The sequence below is a fragment of the Pseudofrankia sp. DC12 genome (genome assembly GCF_000966285.1).
GTDB lineage: Bacteria > Actinomycetota > Actinomycetes > Frankiales > Frankiaceae > Pseudofrankia.
Genome location: NZ_KQ031391.1, coordinates 4,788,862 through 4,805,186 on the forward strand (window position 1 = coordinate 4,788,862; position 16,325 = coordinate 4,805,186).

The following is a 16,325-nucleotide window of genomic DNA, read 5'->3' on the forward strand; positions in this document are numbered from 1 at the left end:
AGCCGGAAATGCGGCGTTAGGACGCTCCCACCGCGTCCCGGAACTCACGCGGCCCCGGCCGAGACCGCCACGGCGTCAGGCTTCGTGCCACGTCTCCCAAGATGGCCGAGGTTCGGCTGGAGTTGGTGTCCCGTGCGACCTGCAAGGCGTCCAGGCCTACCGCAGCAGCCTCATCCGGGTGGCCGCTCAGCGCGAGGGCTGCTGCCCGCCGCGCTCCGAACAGCGCCGTGTCCCGTCGAGACAAGGAGTTCCGGCTCAGGATCTCGGCGAAGATCCCGGCCGCCCGGTCGGGAACGCCAGCCTCCGTGTAGACGGCGGCGTCCCGCAGCTGGAGCGTGACGACGGTCAGCGTGGAATTGGCGGGTTCGGCGCTGGTGTCCAACACCTGCCGAGCGGTATCCAGCTTCCGCTCAATGACCGACAGCGCCGCGCCGTGTGTCGCCAAGGCTAGCGCTTCCTGCTGCACCTGTTCGGCCCGAAGTGGGGGTGGTGCGGTTGGACAGGCCCGGCCGGCGGCTTCGGCCAGGTTCAGCATCCGGGCCAGTTCGCGACCGTCGTAGGCCATCTGTGACTTCTTGACCAGCACATACGCCTGCATGGAGGCGTCCTGCGCTTCCTGTGCCCACTCCATCGCGCGGTCGTACCAGTAGGCGGCCGAGCCGGGGTCGTGCAGATCCCGGTACAGCCAACCCGCGAACTCTGCGCCGTCCGCTCCGACGGCCAGCAGGTCGCGGCGGACGTTCGGCTGTACTTCCCGGGCGTACTGCTGGATGGCGCCGAGGACGCCCAGCACGAGTGGTAACGCGCGCAGCGGCCCGAGCTGGCCGTCGTCGGCCTTGCAGCGCTCGAACTGCCGGGCGAAGAAGCCGACGACCGAACCGTCCAGGTAGCGCCGGGCGTCGGCAAGCGCCGCGGCCATGTGCTGCAGTTCGTCGAGACCGGCGAATGGCAGCAGGCGCGCGGCCTGACGGTCACCAGGCGTGCCGCTGACGTTGGCTCTTTTAGAAGCCATGACGTCCAGCCCTCGGGCCGCGGCGGCTTCGGCGTCGAGCGGCAGCATGACCTCGCGGCCGGCGAGCACGACGGGCAACAGAACAGGCGGCTGGCTGTCGGACGGCCCGCGGGTGCGCGGTTCGCCGGGCAGGTCGAACCACAGCACCTCCGCCGGGATACCGAGAATCTGGCTGTAGCGGATCAGCTTGCTGAGCTCTTCGGGCGCCCGGCCGTTCTCGATACGGCTGAGCTGGGCCTGGGTCATACCCAGCCAACCGGCTACCACTTCTTGCGACAGCGTCTGGCCGTGGTGCGAGTGCTTGCGGTAAGCGAAGAGCACGCGGCCCATGTGCCAGGTGGCCAGGGCATCGCGCATCTGGTCCAGCCGCCAGAAGTCCGGCGGCACGGCCGGTGGCCGGGCCTGGGCCTCCAGCGCCGTGCTCTGGCACGGGCTGCACATCGGCCGCGGATTGTCAGCGGCGAGCCGGTGCCCGCAGCGCGCACAGTGCCGGCGTCGGGGCGGGGTCGTCACGGTTGGGACTGCCTCCCGTTCGGCGCGGGCGTCGGCGGCCAAGGTCAACGCTACGACGCTAACACCGTCCGTAGCAGGGTCTATGCGCCTCGCGTATGTCAGCTACCCACAGGGCGCATGGTCTCGACTGCGCCGGGCGCTGAGGCTGAGGCCGTCCCACCGAGACCGCTCACCATCCCCGCGAAAGGGGTTGGCCATGCCCCTCACCCAGGCCGTATCGGTATTCGGCCCGCCGGCGGCCGGCAAGACCACGCTGACCGTGGCGTTGGGTCAGCTGCCAGGACGGGCTGTCTTCCGCCTCCGCGAGCACGTTCCGGAAACCATCCTGGCGGCCACCGCTACCAGCGCCGAACGCCTGGGTTGGATCGACGACTTCACGGTGCTCACGGCCTTGCGCAGCTACCTGGACGCCACGGTTCGGGCCGGCGAGACCGACACCCTGCTTTTCGACAACTTCCCGGGGAACGGGACGCAGGTTCGGCTGTTCCTCCTGGCCTTGCGCCAGCACGCGCCGGGTTGCGTAGTGCAGGCCGTCGAGCTGGCGGCCGGGCCGGTCACCTTGTACCGCCGGGCGCAGCAGCGCCGGGTGTGCCATCGCTGCGAACGCGACCCGATCCGCGATCCGCACCGCGGAAGTGCAACAGCATCAGCCTCAATATCCAAGCGGACCGTGACGTGAATCGGGAGTCGCCGATCACGCCGGAATCAGTAGGATCTCGTGCTGAGATCGTGCACCCAGGTCCACCTCAACTGCCAACTCGCCAGTCCGACCGGCCGCCGGCGGCGGGGACCGCGTCGTGAACGGATCGCTGGGATGCCGGTGACCAGCGCGACCAGGGCCTGGCTGTCGTGCAGGTTCGCCCGGAGATCGCCACGACGAGAGGCAGGCCGTCGGCGTGGGACAGGACATGGATCTTCGCGCCCTTCTTGCCGCGGTCGACCGGGCTCGGCCCGGTCAAAGAGCCCCCTCTTTTCGCCCGCAGGCTCGCGGCATCCACGATCGCCGACGACCAGTCGATATCCCCGGCCGCGCCGTGGCGATCCAGGACCGCCCGGTGCAGGCGGGGCCACAGACCCGCGCGGGTCCACTGCTGGAACCGGCGATGCGCGGTCGGTGGCGAGACCCCGAGGTTCGGCGGCAGATGCCGCCACGAACAGCCCGCTGTCAACACGTAGACGATCGCGGTGAACACCGCCCGGTCCGCCACCGGAGCCGTCCCTCCACCCTGCTCACGCGGGGCGAAGCCGGGAACCAGAGGCTCCACCAGCTCCCAGAGTTCATCCGGTACCAGCCGCAGAGCAAGGCGGTCGTCCACACCTCAGATCATGAATCAAGATCCAACCAGCCATAGGAGACACCCTCTAGCTCCGTGCTCGACTCAAGCCAGCCGCTGGACACAAGGTCCATTTCTGACATTGCGGACAAGGCGGACTCGGAGTCCTAAATGAACCCCGCGTGGCTCCGTCCCCTGCTAATCTCAAACCTTATGACAACATGCTCCGGCCGAGTGGAATTACAAGAGTGGCCCCGGGTCGGGCTCGCGGCATCTCGTCGGCGACCAGGCGATGGGTTGCAGCCGTACCAACGTATATCAGCTTGCCGCCCTGGGAACTCCGAACGAACGCATCTACGTCAAGCAGTTTGCCATACCCGGCCTCCAGCATGACTATTGAGATACGAGCCGGGACTCAGCCGCGAAACATCAATGTCACGACAATAATCCTCTCGAGAGGTCGGACAAATCAGTTAAAGCGGGCGCTTCGCTCGCTCTCCAAGCAGCAGTCGGTCGCGCTCGACCTCATCGTGGTAATCGATGACTGTCCGGAAACCGCATCTTTTCTCAGAGATACCTCTCCTCCGGCCGGAGCTATCGAACGCATCCGCCATCTCTACGTAGAGCGTGACCCACGAGAACAAAGTGGACCCGCACGAGTGGCCCGCCTACGAGAACTAGGTCTTGAGATAGCCAGTACAAACTGGACGGCCTTTCTTGATGACGACAACGAGTTGGAGCCGGGCCACTATTCAAACCTTCTCCGCGTCATACTCGAGGCCAAGGCGCCCGCCGCGCATAGCTGGAGATCCCTCTGGTCTTCAGCTGGAAAACGGCATCTTCTAACCGACAGTCATCCTTGGTGTCAGGACCGGGAAGATTCCCGCCGTATATTCAGGCATTACGAATCTATCGGTGTCTATAAGCGGGGCAGCGAAATCGTCCGGGATCAAGTGGTGCCACATCGTCGCGATCTTTCGATGGTCGACACCTCGGAATGGCTATTCCAAACCAACTTCTTAAGATCGCTTGAGTTCTGCAAAGTATATACGAGAGATGATTGGCTCTATGCCAAGGCGGAAGACAGTAAGCTCCTTGATCAGATTGTCCAGTCCGGAACACCCGTTCCATCGTCGCGCCAGCCGACTCTACGCTACTTTCTTGGAGGTTACTCGAATAATCCGAGTCACAGCGGCGCCAGATTAGCGGATTGGGTGGGGGACGCGAACCAAAGTCGGTCCAAACCACTCCACAGTGAGCATCCCGCAGCTCATCATTATCCTCAAGGCGAAATATGAGTCCCGGTCTAGGGGTCGTCATCCTTGACTTGGATCAACACGAGATCACAAGACGCTGTCTCCGATCGATCGCGCGAGGCAACCGACTTCCCGACCTCGTCATACTCGTGTTGAACGGCCGCGAACCGATAAATCTGGATATCGATAGAGGCCTTCAAACGATCGTCCTGGCTCCTGGACGAAACCTTGGTTGCGCCGGCGGCCGAAACCTCGGGCTCAACTATCTCGCCCGAAATACCACACTAAACACATTCGTGATACTCGACAATGATACTGTCGTGCCGCCGGACTTCGTAGAAAAGCTGCTACGTGATCCCCCAAGAGACATGAGCGCGAATGCGCCGGTGATCTTTGATTTGGAAGCACAGCGAGTATGGAGCGCGGGCGGGACTATACAACCGGATGGAAGTGTGCGCCAAATTACCGAACGACCTGATCGCCTCGAGCCTCCACGAGGAGTCGATTGGGCACCGGGAGCTTGCCTCGTCATAAATAGAATGACCTGGTCAATTGTCGGCGAGTTCGATGCGTGGATCAACTTCCTGTTTGACGATATCGAATGGTGTTGCCGCCTTACTCGGGCCGGCGGGTCTGTTGTCATCCGGCCCGACCTACAACTAAACCACGAACCCAACCAGTCCCTCGACGGAGCGATGAGTGATGCGCGAACGTACTACTGGGCGCGGAACGGAACCTATTTTCGCTTAGCTGTGATCAGGGTCGGCCCCGACCCCGCGATTAGATGGCTGTGCTCGGAATTGAGAACCGCTGTCAGTGAGGCAGCGAGTGGAGACATCGGTCGTGCATTGACGCGCATTCGAGGCTTGGCACATGGCGTGTTCGCCTCACGCCGGAAGCTGGCAGAATCCCCGTGAGGACTCAATGGACCGCGATTCGGTGACATCTAGGCTAAGACCGGCCTCAGAGTTAGGCTCGGTGCGGCGTGCCTCGAAGATCGTGCGCGATCAAATGAACGTCGGGCATGCGTGGCTTGTTGACCACGGCTCGACAGCCATACGCGCAGCATTGTGGGCATTGAAGCTCCGCGACCTTTTGCCGGCCGGATCGGTGGGTGCCCCTTGTAATGTGTGGCGTGGAGTGTTCAGCTCTGTGGCCTTCTCCGGATCCAAACACTTGAGACTTCTTGACGTGGACTCGCATACCGGAGTCCTCAATCGGAAAAGTTTCGCCGGAATACCGGAGAATCTCGACGCGGTCGTAAGTGTGGACGGTTACGGAATCCGCCCATCGATGGCAGAACTGAAGACATTCGTACCCACCACCATTGAAGATGCGAGTCTTTCTCAGTATCCGTCGAGGACGCCAGCTGGCGGCCTCGCCGCCGACATCTCCGTCATGAGTCTGCAAGCAAACAAGATTCTAAGTTGCGGGGAAGGGGGGTTGATTCTTACCGATCGTAGTGATCTCGCTGAGACGATCGAAGCAACGGTGTGCGATGGCCGTACATGGTTTCAGGAGTTGACTGAGGAACCGCTGGTAATGGGTTTCAACGGCATGATGTCGGAACAGACGGCAGCGTCTCTTCTTGGCCGACTCGGGGAGGACGAGCAGTACCGGACTTGGGTAGCGCGAGGCGCAGAAGTAGTACTGCGTGAGCTCGGCCCCACAGGAGTGCCATCTTGGGTCGACCCCACGCTGATCAACGAGGGGCGCCTATTCGCACTGCCAGTTAAACGAACCGCCTACGATGGCCTTTCAAAGGTTCCCTTTGATCTTGATAGCCCGCCCCTCGGCCCAGACCGACACCTGCATGCACTTCTCGACCAGCTCCCCATCACCGTTGCGTGTCCCGAACGGTTTGACGGAGCGTCGACCTTTGCAGCACGATACGGCCTACTTCCCCACTGGAAGCTGGCGAAACTCGGGAGACGCCTTGCGTGAAAATACCCCAAACAATAATCTATCAGACCGCTTGCAAAACGAGGACTTTGTGTTGCTTGCGGGGAATTTGGAGGAATCCGTCGCAACGGCTCTAGTCGCGCAGTCCGCCGAGATTCTAGAAAGGCCTGACGAGGCTACTGAGGAAGGTCTGCATATCTGGCACTTCCCTTTCGGCTCGGACCCCCTCGACAACCTCATAGACGTCGCGGGAATCGCAAGCCTTGCCCGAAGGTTGCTTAACGCGGAGCACGTTCTACTGAATAGCTGTATGCTGTGGGTCAGGCTCTCCGACGACTCGGAAGATCTAGATACCTCTTTCCATCGGGATTATACGGATAACGGTCTCGTGGCTCGCCGAGGTATCACAGATGCTCTTGGATTCATCATTTACCTGACTGATATTGACCTGGAGGACGGTCCTACGCGTTACCTACCGAGGTCCGTCGGCCAAAATCTCCCGCTCTACCCTAGGCGAGTTGTTTTGAACGACGGTGAATATCTGGCTCTGGATAGACACGCGGTTCCGATCGTGGGTCCCGCCGGCTCGGTCCTTGTTCATAGTCTCCTCGGCGTTCACAGGGCCTGCAGGCCTACACGGCCGGGAAGAAGGGTGACACTACACGCTGTCTTCCGGCGGGCCGATGCGCACTGGATGGGATGGAGCGCGTGGCCCCGAATGGCAGATTCGGATCGTTTTCGCGCATCGTTCTCGCGGCTGACGCCGACAATGAGAGAGCTGCTTGGCTGGCCGGCCGATTCATGGGATGGCTGGCGCGAATCGGAAGCAACAAGGATCTCTTCGATGCGTTTTGGCTATCTTCCAGCGGGGCGAGATGATGCGACGATCGTTCCTTCGGCTTGAGCCGAATGGCGACCTGATCAAGGCCGTCGAGCACCTTCCTGACCTGCAGGAGGGACAGCTCTATATGAGAGTCGTCGCTGCGGGCGTCTGTTCCACTGATGTACTCCTGGTGGATGCTCGCCGCAAAGGTGTCGACGTTCCGCCAAGCCTGAGCGATGCGGGCCAGTGTAACTCGCTCGGGCACGAAGTGATTGTGCAGAGTTTAGGCGCACCGGGTGCAGCTGAAGACTTCTTCGCAGTTATACCCGCTGAGCGCAGAAGTTCGGGAGCCTACGGCTGTATGGGGCTTTCAGAAACATCCCATGGTGGCTGGGGGTCCATGTGCATTGTCGAGGACTGGGCACTGATAGCGATTCCGTATTATGCACCGCGATTCATCTTGGCGGACTCATTCGCTCCGGGATTTGGCCTTGCCAGACAGCTACAGGAGACGGAGGGACGAATCGTTGTTGTGGGCCTAGGGGCACTCGGCCTGGGAACGCTGTGGGGATTGTCCCTAAGCGGGCGCGATCAACTGGTGGGCGTTGATCCGAACATGCAGCGCATCGGTATCGCGGCAAGGACCGTGCAGCGCTGTGAGTTCAGGCAGACTGCCGAAATAGAAAGGGGCGACACAGTGATCTGCGCGTCCTCGACTGGTTCGCTGTCGCGATCGAGCTTGGCTGACTGGTTAAGGAAGGCCGAACGGGTCTATTGCTTGACGCATCCTGACTGGCCCTTGGACGCGGTTCGGAGCCTGGCTGGAGACGATACGCCCATATGGCTGCATTCTCCGCCGACCGATCATGCTGCAGCGATCGATGCCCTCGTCGGCTTTAGCGCCGCGGACTCCTTTGTGGAGACGGTTAGCTTCCAGAATGTGGCGAATGCCGGGAGAGTCTCGAATAGGTCGTCGGCGTTGCGTATTGCTATGACCTTCTGGGAGATGTAGTGGACGCGCGCTCGGCACGTGACCCAGCTACGTCGGCCCGGATGCCGATCATCAGGTGGCGACGAGGCGAGTTAGTTAGGGAGGAGGTTGACGTAGCAGGTGTTGGACAGTTGCTGAAGGTGAGGTTTGCGAGCGTATGTCCTTCTGAGGAGCAACTTGCTCCTGACTGGGGTGTAGGCCTGGGGCATGAGCTGGTCGTTGAGGCCGGAGGTGTGCTGGCGGTCTTGGCGCCGTTCGTGGTTTGTGGGGACTGCTTAGCGTGTACCGCTGGTTTGTTTTCACGTTGCATCGAGGTCGAGTGTCCGAGCCTCTCATGGGGTGGCCATGGAGGCCTTGGGGGAGTCGTAGGCCTTGCGAACGAGACGTTCTTGATACCGATGCCGGCGACAACGAGGCCCTTTCTATACGCATTGGCAGAACCGGCCGCCGCCGGAGTGGCTGCGAGTGCTTCAGTTGCGTCCGATCGGGTTGCAGTCATAGGCCTTGGTGCGGTCGGAATCGGCGCTGCATTGGCGGCTTGCACGCGAAGGGTGCAAGTGACGGCCTTTGTCCGGCACGAGTGGCAGGAGGGCCTAGCAATTCGGACCGGTCTCGGTACTGCACGCCTTGAATCGGCTCGGCCCTTGTCGTTTCCGGCAGTGATTGTCGCTTCTGGTAGCGTTGAAGCACTGAGGATAGCTCAAACGATTGTCGAACCGGGTGGGCAAATCCTTCTAGTGGGGATGGATCTAGGAAACCCGGATTGGCGGAAGGAAACCGGGGGTAGTTATGATTTCTTTAGACGTGAAGTGACAGTCACATATCACTACATGTATACGCTGGCTCAACTGCGCGAAGCGGTGAGTCTGATTGATGCTTTCGAGGAGACATTGGAATGTGTCGTGTCGGGTCCTGTCTCGTCGCGCAAGCTGAACGCCACTGCCTTGTCGCGAAGGCAAGGTAGGAGGTTAATAGTGGACACCGGAGGCAACTCTGTGTAGGCGATGGGCGTCGCCGCCGAAAAGCTAGCGTCGCGTATTGGCCTTGGCTGTATACCGTATGTAGTAAACCGCATTGCGAGTGGTCGTGATTGTCGGTAGCGCGTCGACAAGGGAACGGGGCCCGTCGTGTCTAGACAGAGAGCGGTGGTAACTGGTGGAGCCGGTTTCCTGGGTTCCCACCTTTGCGAACGGTTGCTGGTCGAAGGATTCGAGGTCGTTTCGATTGATAACTATTCGAGCGGTCGTTTCGAAAACATCGGTCATTTGATGGATGCTGGATCTTTCACTGCAATTTGTGGCGATCTCGTAAATCCGGTTGCGATCGACGGCGAAGTTAGTCTTGTCTTCCACTGTGCGTCACCGGCTTCGCCCGTCGACTATACGAGGTCTCCTATTGCGACGCTGAAGGTCGGTGCCATTGGGACGATGAACGCGCTGGAACTCGCAAGAGAACGGAGAGCCCGTTTTGTCCTCGCGTCTACCTCGGAGGTATACGGCGAGCCTTTGATGCACCCACAGACCGAGGACTATTGGGGCAATGTGAACCCAGTGGGCCCGCGGTCAATGTATGATGAGGCAAAGAGATTTGCTGAAGCCTTAACGGTAGCGTATCGGCGAACCGCAGGTGTTGATGCTGGCATTGTTAGAATCTTCAACACGTACGGTCCTCGAATGAGGTCAGATGACGGGAGAGTTATTCCGACATTTGTTTCGCAGGCATTGCGGGGTGACGCACTCACGATAGCAGGAAGGGGCGAGCAGACTAGATCATTTTGTTATGTGGATGATATGATCAATGCCTTTCTTAAGATGGCCCTCGATAGCCTGTCGGGCCCGGTCAACCTAGGTAACCCCCACGAGGTCTCGGTTCTCGAACTTGCAAATCTGATCCGTGCTCTCGTCGGTGGCGACCTGAGCCTTTCCTTTGTGGAGCGCCCGCGCGAGGATCCGAGTCGGCGTCAGCCCGATATAGCGTTCGCCAGGGAATATTTGGGATGGATACCGGCTGTTGGATTGGAGAAAGGTCTTATGCAGACGATAGATTGGTTTCGGTCGAGTTCGTCTGGGTGGTAGGGAAGATCGCGGTGTAGTTGTTGGAAGTCTTCTGGTGCGGGGTATTTTGGTCGTCTAACGGACGCACGCCCTGGATACCTGAACGTGATGCGCGAATTGGATTGGTGTTGCTTCGGGTTGTAGACGCTGACGTGTTGGGAGGCCCGATCGGATCGGTTCTGTGACTACGGGTCCGGCTGGAAAAGTGCGAGCGGTGGTCGTGGACGCCAACTAGTTCGGACGGTCCAGTCCCCTGGGCGGCGAAGATGGGGAGGCGACGGTCCGGTCGCGGGCTGGTACACAGGGCGGTCGCGAGGCCCAGAGGTCGATGACTGGTGCGTTGCCGCACAAGCTGGTCACTCTAGATATCGAGCGGTGGCTGTACTGAGGGCGTTTTTACGGCGGCCGGCGATGGCGCGTGAGTGTTGAAGTTTAGGCGAGGGCCACCCACGCCATGGTGATCTCCCCGGTTTGCATCAGGACTGGTAGTTGATGTGCGCTCTGAGGCTCGCTAGGTATGACGGCGGTCGAGACGCCGAAGAGGATGCTTCGGTTGTGTCGGGCGGTCTCTTGGAGCTTCGCATCGCAATACGTCGTCCAAGTCTGCCGTATGGTTGCCGAGGTGACGCTTATCTGGTCGTCCGCTATTCTGGCTGTGAAGTCCGGAACAGGTAGATAAGTGACTGGATCGGTGGGTGGATGGTGAAGGCCGAGGCGTTGCCATACATCGACGGTGCTTACACGCCAGCCGAGCGGTTCACGCGTTAGAGGGCGGCATCAAACGGTCATAGCGACGCCCCGATAGGATGATCGCGATGGTGTCGAGGGGCTGGATGGTGGATGGGCGTACGGGAGCGGTTGACGGTGGAGGACCGCGAGGTCATCTCGCGGGAGTTGAGTCAGGAGCGTTCGGCTCGGTATATCGCCGCTGTGCTCGGTCGTCATCATTCGGGGATCTCCCGGGAGATCGAGCGTAACGGCGGTGCCGCGGCGTATCGGGCGGTGGATGCGCAGGCACGGTGTGATCTGATGTGCGCCCGCCCGAAGGAACGGAAACTCGTCGCGTCGAAGGAGCTGCACGACGCGGTGAACACCGGCCTGGTCGAGAAGTGGTCGCCGAAGCAGATCAGCGAGAGACTGCGCACGGACTTTCCCGACGACGAGAGCATGCGCGTGAGCCACGAAACAATCTACGAGTGCCTCTACCTCCAGGCGCGCGGCGAGCTGCGGACGGAACTGAAGATCGCGCTGCGTAAGGGCCGGGCCAGGCGGGTCAACCGGTCGCGCAGCACCCTGACCAGGGGCGGGATCGTCGGCATGGTCAACATCAGCGAGCGGCCGAAGGAGGCCGAGGACCGCGCCGTCCCCGGTTTCTGGGAGGGCGACCTGATCATCGGGAAGGGCAACAAGTCGCAGATCGCCACGCTGGTCGAGCGCACGACCCGGTTCGTGATGTTGGTGCGAATACCGTACGACCGTAACGCCGACAAGGTCGCCTACCTGCTGGGCAAGAAGATGGAGACCCTGCCCGAGTTCATGCGGAACTCGGTGACCTGGGACCAGGGAAAGGAGATGGCCCGGCACGCCGATTTCACCGTCCGCACCGGTATTCCCGTGTATTTCTGCGACCCGCACTCACCGTGGCAGCGCGGCTCGAACGAGAACACCAACGGGTTGCTGCGCCAGTACTTCCCGAAGGGCACCGACCTGTCCTTGCACACGCAGGAAGAACTTGATATGGTGGCCACGCAGCTGAATGGGCGGCCACGGCAGACGCTCAAATGGGCGACGCCGCTCGAGGTCTTTACCGAGCTGCTGGAAAGTCATGTGTCGCCATGACCGCTTGATTCCGCCGAGTGACCTGCTCCAATGATGGATTCAGGAGGACGAGTGCGTGCTTCGCTTGATGGTGGTCAGTAAATCGAGCCTCAAGCGCAAGCGCTGTGAGGTCGTAAGATAGGAATGCCTCGGTAGTAACAGGACCTCCAAACTGCCATCCAGATGCGCGGCAGCGGCGATGGTGGAGGCTTGCTACTGCAAAATCGTCGAATTCATTGATAACAACGGTAGGCCGCGTAGCGGCCAGGGACTGACCACACGTTTGGCAGTCTACCGGCCAGAGATTGGCAGCGAGTTCGGCCAGACCACTGTCCCCGAGCTCCTGAGAGGTTTGATTGTCTACCTCGAAGAGGAGGCCGCCGTCGACGTGGTGGCGGCGATGGTCGCGACTCTTCTTTGGATCCATTCAGTGGCTACCTTTGGCGTTATCAGTCGTTTCCGGAAGGGATAGTACAACGGAGGATGCTATCGCTTGGATCTGAGGTGCACAGAGGAGAGGGGTCGGAGCGGCCGTGAATACTAGAGTCTGCGAATACGGTTAAAATCCGATACGGAGGCAGGGAGCGTATCCGTCCTGTCGCCTGACCAGGACAGATCTATGGTAAGGTTGATCCTGTAAAAGATGGCGGGCGCATCCTTCGAGCAGATTGCGACTACTAGGCCCAAGGTGTCGATCGTTCCTAGGACGTTACGATCGGTCTGTGGCTGCGGGTAGATGGGTAGTCGAAGTGTTGGGCGTCCGCGGGGCGTGTCGGAACCAGAATGTGTCACTGCGATCTCTAGTAGGTCAATGCGACGCGCCATTCCAGGGGGAATCGCGATCAGGTTCGTGGCGTACTCGGACCATTTCAACGATCGGCCTGCGAGGAGTTCAAGGCTACGCCATCCTGCCTCGTATACGGCTGCACTTACGACGAGGACCTGCACGTCTTCGGCGACTCGTCGTGATCTCCTGTTTTCTACTCGTATTCGTAGCCATGCTTGAGTTCCGGTCTCCGGCCGGTTGAGAATAGTAACTGCTGCGGTATCGGCTCGGGCGGAAAGAAGAGAGAGACTTGGCCGCCGAAGGCGTGGTTGTAGGACGGCGACATACAGAGCAGTTAGTGATGCTAAGAGTGTTGCGATTACGTTTAGGGCTTCCACGGATGTTCCTAGGCTCCGGATCCCCAAATCGAAGATCGGCTTGACAAATGGTCGTGGTCCTGAGGGACGGGGTCCTGTCCGGCGAGGTCGGGTCGAGACGCAATGCGATGAGAGCCTGTCGGCTCGCGCGCGGGTGCGGGCTGGGTCGCCGTGGCGCCGCCTGTCGTTGTCGCACGAGTGAGGTCATCGCGTAGTTGCCTTATGGCTGCCAGTAACGGCCGGGCCCGAGGCTCCTGTCGTCACCTCCAGGTTGGATGCGGCTGTGGCGACGGAGCGCCGCCGCTCGCTTCTGTCATGTGTAGACCGTTTGGAGCAGTTGCGCTAGCTCCTGTCCTGATGTGCACGAGAGATGTAGGTGCCGGAAGTTGGGCCGGTTGCCTTTTCTGGGGGAAGGCTACGTTGTGGAGGTTCATCCGGAGCGAGACGGCGGTGTTAACGGCTCGGAGATATATCTTGGAAGAGGGGGATGGCGGCCAGAGGTTGGGGAACCTATCCTTTGATCTTGTCTTTGCCCGGGTGGAATCGGTTCTGAGATAGAGGTGAGGCGGGCGAGTGACGGTGCGCGAGGTAGTTTTCTCTGTGGGATCGACCGCTGTCGGTGCATTATGTTGCGTGAGGTCGAGATTTTACGTCCACCTCCACGCCACCCCCGCGCACAAGCCCCCATACAGATCGGCAAACTCAGCGGAGACCCGACCGTCGATAGGTTTCAGCAAGATCCCGTCGTTCGGCTCACCCGGCCGCTCGATCCGCGTCAGCTTGTCGTACCCCCAGACCACCACTGGTTGGTCTCCAATGAAGTGCACCAGCACCCGGTAGCGCAGCGTCGGACTCTCGAACGACTGCCCGGAGAAGTCTTGGTCGCCAACCGGCTCCGGCTCGGCCTCTGGCACCTTCTCCCGGAAGCTGAACCTGTGCATCTGTCCGCGGCGCAGCGGCTCCGGGAAGTCGATGCGGTGGAGCACGCCTCCCGGCATCCGCTTGGACAGCGCGAGCGTGCCGCCCTCAATCTGACTCAGCTCGGTCGGGCTGTAGGTGCCGTAGGTGAAGTGCGGCGCGCCGTCCACCAGCGAGATGACCGTGCGGGCCTGCCGGGACTCGACGAACCGGCGGTCCTGGATGACACAGACCACCTCCAGGCTGCTCAGGAGGTAGCCGCCGTGGGGGATTGGCAGCTGCGCCGGTGTCGGCGCTCCCGCGTAGAACGCGCTGAGTAGCCGCAGCGCCAACTCGTGGACGGCCTGCTCTTCCCAGTCGAGCACCGTGTCAGCTGACCGTCCGACCGTTTCTGCGTACGCCGCCCGGCGCTCCTTCAGGAGACCGGGCTCGCTGGCGTCGATGCCATACGCCGCCCAGAGCGCCCGTCCGCCCTCAGTGTCGTGCATCGATCGCAGTGCCGCGATGAACCGCTCGTGGATCGACTCAATGGGCTGGTCTGCGCCGCCGCAGGCTGCGACGACGGCTCCGGCCTGGGCGAGCCGGGGGAGCGTCGCGCCTGCGCCCTTGCGCAGCCAGATCAGGTCGGTGACGAGGTCTGGCTCGCCACTGCGACCTTGTCGCCTGGGTATGTCGGCCTCCCAAGATCGGAACCCCAGTTCCGTCCCACTTCTGACCGTCGGGTTGGCCTGCCTGGTGGAGTCGTGCCAGCCCGAGTGAACGGGATCGACACGAAACAGCGTAATCCCCGTGATCGGGCACCCGGAGCGGCGGCCTGGACCCCTCCGTTGTTTCCCGGGCTAATAGGTCATTCAGGTACAAATCGAAGGAGGATTCGTGGCCGGTGAACTCATGCGGCGCGCGACTGTTGGTCAGCCCGTCTCCCGGGCGACCATGCGCGCCGTCGTGCAGGTCGGTGAGTCGGTCGTGGCCAACCAGGCCGTGATTCGGGCCAAGGCCCGTGTCGGCGAGAGCGCCATGTACGAGATCGCGTTCCTGAAGGGCACCCAGCGGCAGCTGGAGATGGGCAACCCAGAGCTCGGCGAGGCGCTGGCGCTCATCGCCAACACCACTGTGCACGCCATCGCCCGCAGTGTGGCCTACTTTGGGGAGACGCTCGGCTGATGACCATCGCCCTGCTGTGCATCGTGCTGCTACTCGGCCTGGTGGTTGGCTGGCTGTGCTACCGGGTGTCCGAGCTGCGGGCTCGTGACCTCGTGAGCCAGTTCGGCTACGACGAGGGCCAGGTCATCGACGGCATCCGTGCTCGGCGCCAGGACGCTGAGGAGCAGATGCGCCGGATGACCAATCAGACCCCGTGGCAGCAGTGACCCGACACACGGCCGACCAGGTAGCCGTCCGGCTGCCGCTGGTCGCCCTCCGATCCGAGACCATCTCGATCCTCACGGATCACTTCCAGCAGCTCTTCATGACCTGCTACGGCGAAGAGAAGAAGCGCCGTGAGCTGGCCGCCGCGCGGCTGCGGGCGGCGCTCGACGGCGTCGACCTGTTCCCGCTGGTCGATGCAAACCATGAGGACCACCGGCCGGAGTAGCCGGCGGTCGCTCCAATTCCCAATCACCTACCTGGCGGCAGGCTGGCGGTAGCCATGCCTGCCGCCAGGAGAAACGAGTTCCACATTCCGCATTTCAGGGCATCGGAGGAACCGGTGCCAGCGAACACGGCAACACCCGCGGCCGACGGCCATCGTTATGCCACGATCCTGGCCGACCCGCCTTGGGACACCCTCCAGAAGGGCGCCCGCGGCGCGATCCGGCACTACCCGGTCATGGCGCTGGACGCGATCAAGACGCTGCCGGTCGGGCGGCTGGCGCAGGACCGTGCCCACTGCTGGCTGTGGGTCACCAACGCCACGGTGCACGTCGGCCAAGACGTGCTGACGGCCTGGGGCTTCACCTACCGCTCGATCCTGACGTGGATCAAGCCGCGGTTCGGCCTCGGCATCTACCTGCGGAACCAGACCGAACACCTCCTGCTTGGCACGCGCGGCAGTGCGCCCATCCGCTTCCGTGGTCAGGGCAGCTGGTTCTATGCGCCGCTCCAGGAGCACAGCCACAAACCGGAGGAGCAGTTCGCGATCATCGAGCGCTGCTCGCCCGGACCGTACCTAGAGCTGTTCGCCCGGCGCCGCCGTCCCGGCTGGCACGTCTGGGGCAACGAGGTCGACAGCGATGTGGCGCTGTGAAGCGGCGTCCGGCCGCATCGCCGTGGCGGCGTATCCGCGTGTACGGGTCGCAGCGGTCCGACGTGGACGTCGACCTGGTGGCGCAGGTCTTGGTCGCCATTAGCGAGGACCTGCCCCGCGACTCGACGCCGGCCGAACCCCAGGCACCGGACAGCGAAGCCGACGACGCCCCGCCTGCCGAGTGAAGACGCCCTGCGAGGAAGGAACGACTGTGCAGAGCTGGCGCAACAAACTGGTAGAAGCCGTCGTGCTCTTGGTGGCAGTCAGCCTCGGCACGCGACTCGCCTACGAGACGGCCCGGCCGCTCCTCATGCCCGCGCTGGTCGTACTCCTGCTGCTCGGGCTGTCGTCGCTGGTACTGCGGCGCCGGAGGTAG

The 16,325-nt window shown here is 61.8% G+C and carries 17 protein-coding genes; 14 read left to right on the forward strand and 3 right to left on the reverse strand.

Features of this window, described 5'->3' with window-relative positions:
- Positions 1-16: 16 nt before the first annotated feature.
- Positions 17-1,369, reverse strand: coding sequence for a helix-turn-helix transcriptional regulator (locus FRADC12_RS19290; RefSeq protein WP_045879876.1), 1,353 nt, complete (start codon positions 1,367-1,369; stop codon positions 17-19).
- A 352-nt stretch (positions 1,370-1,721) separates the two neighbouring features.
- Between FRADC12_RS19290 and FRADC12_RS19295 the strand changes: the two genes are divergently transcribed.
- The gene (locus FRADC12_RS19295) at positions 1,722-2,204 is read left to right on the forward strand and encodes a hypothetical protein (RefSeq protein WP_045877683.1); all 483 of its coding nucleotides are present in this window, start codon (positions 1,722-1,724) and stop codon (positions 2,202-2,204) included.
- Positions 2,205-2,271: 67 nt separating this feature from the next.
- Here FRADC12_RS19295 and FRADC12_RS30160 read toward each other — a convergent pair whose 3' ends face one another.
- On the reverse strand, positions 2,272-2,841 hold the full coding sequence (locus tag FRADC12_RS30160; protein ID WP_084011024.1) for an IS5 family transposase: 570 nt from the start codon (positions 2,839-2,841) through the stop codon (positions 2,272-2,274).
- Positions 2,842-3,188: 347 nt separating this feature from the next.
- Here FRADC12_RS30160 and FRADC12_RS35030 point away from each other — a divergent pair, with 347 nt between their 5' ends.
- The 7 genes from FRADC12_RS35030 to FRADC12_RS19310 all read left to right on the forward strand — a co-directional run bounded on the left by FRADC12_RS35030 (position 3,189) and on the right by FRADC12_RS19310 (position 11,664).
- The gene (locus tag FRADC12_RS35030) at positions 3,189-4,097 is read left to right on the forward strand and encodes a glycosyltransferase family A protein (protein WP_198152969.1); all 909 of its coding nucleotides are present in this window, start codon (positions 3,189-3,191) and stop codon (positions 4,095-4,097) included.
- Positions 4,094-4,972 carry a glycosyltransferase family 2 protein gene (locus tag FRADC12_RS35035; protein ID WP_084011028.1) on the forward strand — a complete coding sequence of 293 codons (879 nt, stop codon included), beginning with the start codon at positions 4,094-4,096 and terminating at the stop codon, positions 4,970-4,972. The genes FRADC12_RS35030 and FRADC12_RS35035 overlap by 4 nt, the downstream gene beginning before the upstream one ends.
- 94 nt (positions 4,973-5,066) lie before the next feature.
- On the forward strand, positions 5,067-5,999 hold the full coding sequence (locus FRADC12_RS30175) for a DegT/DnrJ/EryC1/StrS family aminotransferase (RefSeq protein ID WP_232304178.1): 933 nt from the start codon (positions 5,067-5,069) through the stop codon (positions 5,997-5,999).
- A gap of 49 nt (positions 6,000-6,048) precedes the next feature.
- The gene (locus tag FRADC12_RS35040) at positions 6,049-6,861 is read left to right on the forward strand and encodes a phytanoyl-CoA dioxygenase family protein (protein ID WP_502685316.1); all 813 of its coding nucleotides are present in this window, start codon (positions 6,049-6,051) and stop codon (positions 6,859-6,861) included.
- Positions 6,809-7,792, forward strand: a complete 984-nt coding sequence (locus FRADC12_RS31530) for a hypothetical protein (protein WP_157488938.1) — start codon at positions 6,809-6,811, stop codon at positions 7,790-7,792. Before FRADC12_RS35040 ends, FRADC12_RS31530 begins: the two co-directional genes overlap by 53 nt.
- Positions 7,793-8,898: 1,106 nt before the next feature.
- On the forward strand, positions 8,899-9,846 hold the full coding sequence (locus FRADC12_RS30180) for a UDP-glucuronic acid decarboxylase family protein (RefSeq protein WP_084011032.1): 948 nt from the start codon (positions 8,899-8,901) through the stop codon (positions 9,844-9,846).
- An 819-nt stretch (positions 9,847-10,665) separates the two neighbouring features.
- Complete coding sequence (locus FRADC12_RS19310; protein WP_045875091.1) at positions 10,666-11,664, forward strand: IS30 family transposase; 999 nt, start codon at positions 10,666-10,668, stop codon at positions 11,662-11,664.
- Positions 11,665-13,433: 1,769 nt separating this feature from the next.
- Here FRADC12_RS19310 and FRADC12_RS19320 read toward each other — a convergent pair.
- Positions 13,434-14,192, reverse strand: a complete 759-nt coding sequence (locus FRADC12_RS19320; RefSeq protein ID WP_045877686.1) for a hypothetical protein — start codon at positions 14,190-14,192, stop codon at positions 13,434-13,436.
- A gap of 388 nt (positions 14,193-14,580) precedes the next feature.
- Here FRADC12_RS19320 and FRADC12_RS19325 point away from each other — a divergent pair, with 388 nt between their 5' ends.
- The 6 genes from FRADC12_RS19325 (at position 14,581) to FRADC12_RS33865 (ending at position 16,325) form a co-directional block, all read left to right on the forward strand.
- A complete protein-coding gene (locus FRADC12_RS19325; protein WP_157488939.1) occupies positions 14,581-14,868 on the forward strand; it encodes a hypothetical protein in 288 nt (95 codons plus the stop codon).
- Positions 14,868-15,074, forward strand: a complete 207-nt coding sequence (locus FRADC12_RS19330; RefSeq protein ID WP_045877688.1) for a hypothetical protein — start codon at positions 14,868-14,870, stop codon at positions 15,072-15,074. The genes FRADC12_RS19325 and FRADC12_RS19330 overlap by 1 nt, the downstream gene beginning before the upstream one ends.
- Complete coding sequence (locus FRADC12_RS19335; protein ID WP_198152973.1) at positions 15,062-15,298, forward strand: hypothetical protein; 237 nt, start codon at positions 15,062-15,064, stop codon at positions 15,296-15,298. The genes FRADC12_RS19330 and FRADC12_RS19335 overlap by 13 nt, the downstream gene beginning before the upstream one ends.
- A 54-nt stretch (positions 15,299-15,352) precedes the next feature.
- A complete protein-coding gene (locus tag FRADC12_RS19340; RefSeq protein ID WP_084011034.1) occupies positions 15,353-15,949 on the forward strand; it encodes an MT-A70 family methyltransferase in 597 nt (198 codons plus the stop codon).
- A gap of 62 nt (positions 15,950-16,011) precedes the next feature.
- Positions 16,012-16,134: a hypothetical protein gene (locus FRADC12_RS33860; protein ID WP_255355208.1), complete on the forward strand. Its 123-nt coding sequence runs from the start codon at positions 16,012-16,014 to the stop codon at positions 16,132-16,134.
- A gap of 62 nt (positions 16,135-16,196) precedes the next feature.
- Positions 16,197-16,325, forward strand: coding sequence for a hypothetical protein (locus tag FRADC12_RS33865; RefSeq protein WP_255355209.1), 129 nt, complete (start codon positions 16,197-16,199; stop codon positions 16,323-16,325).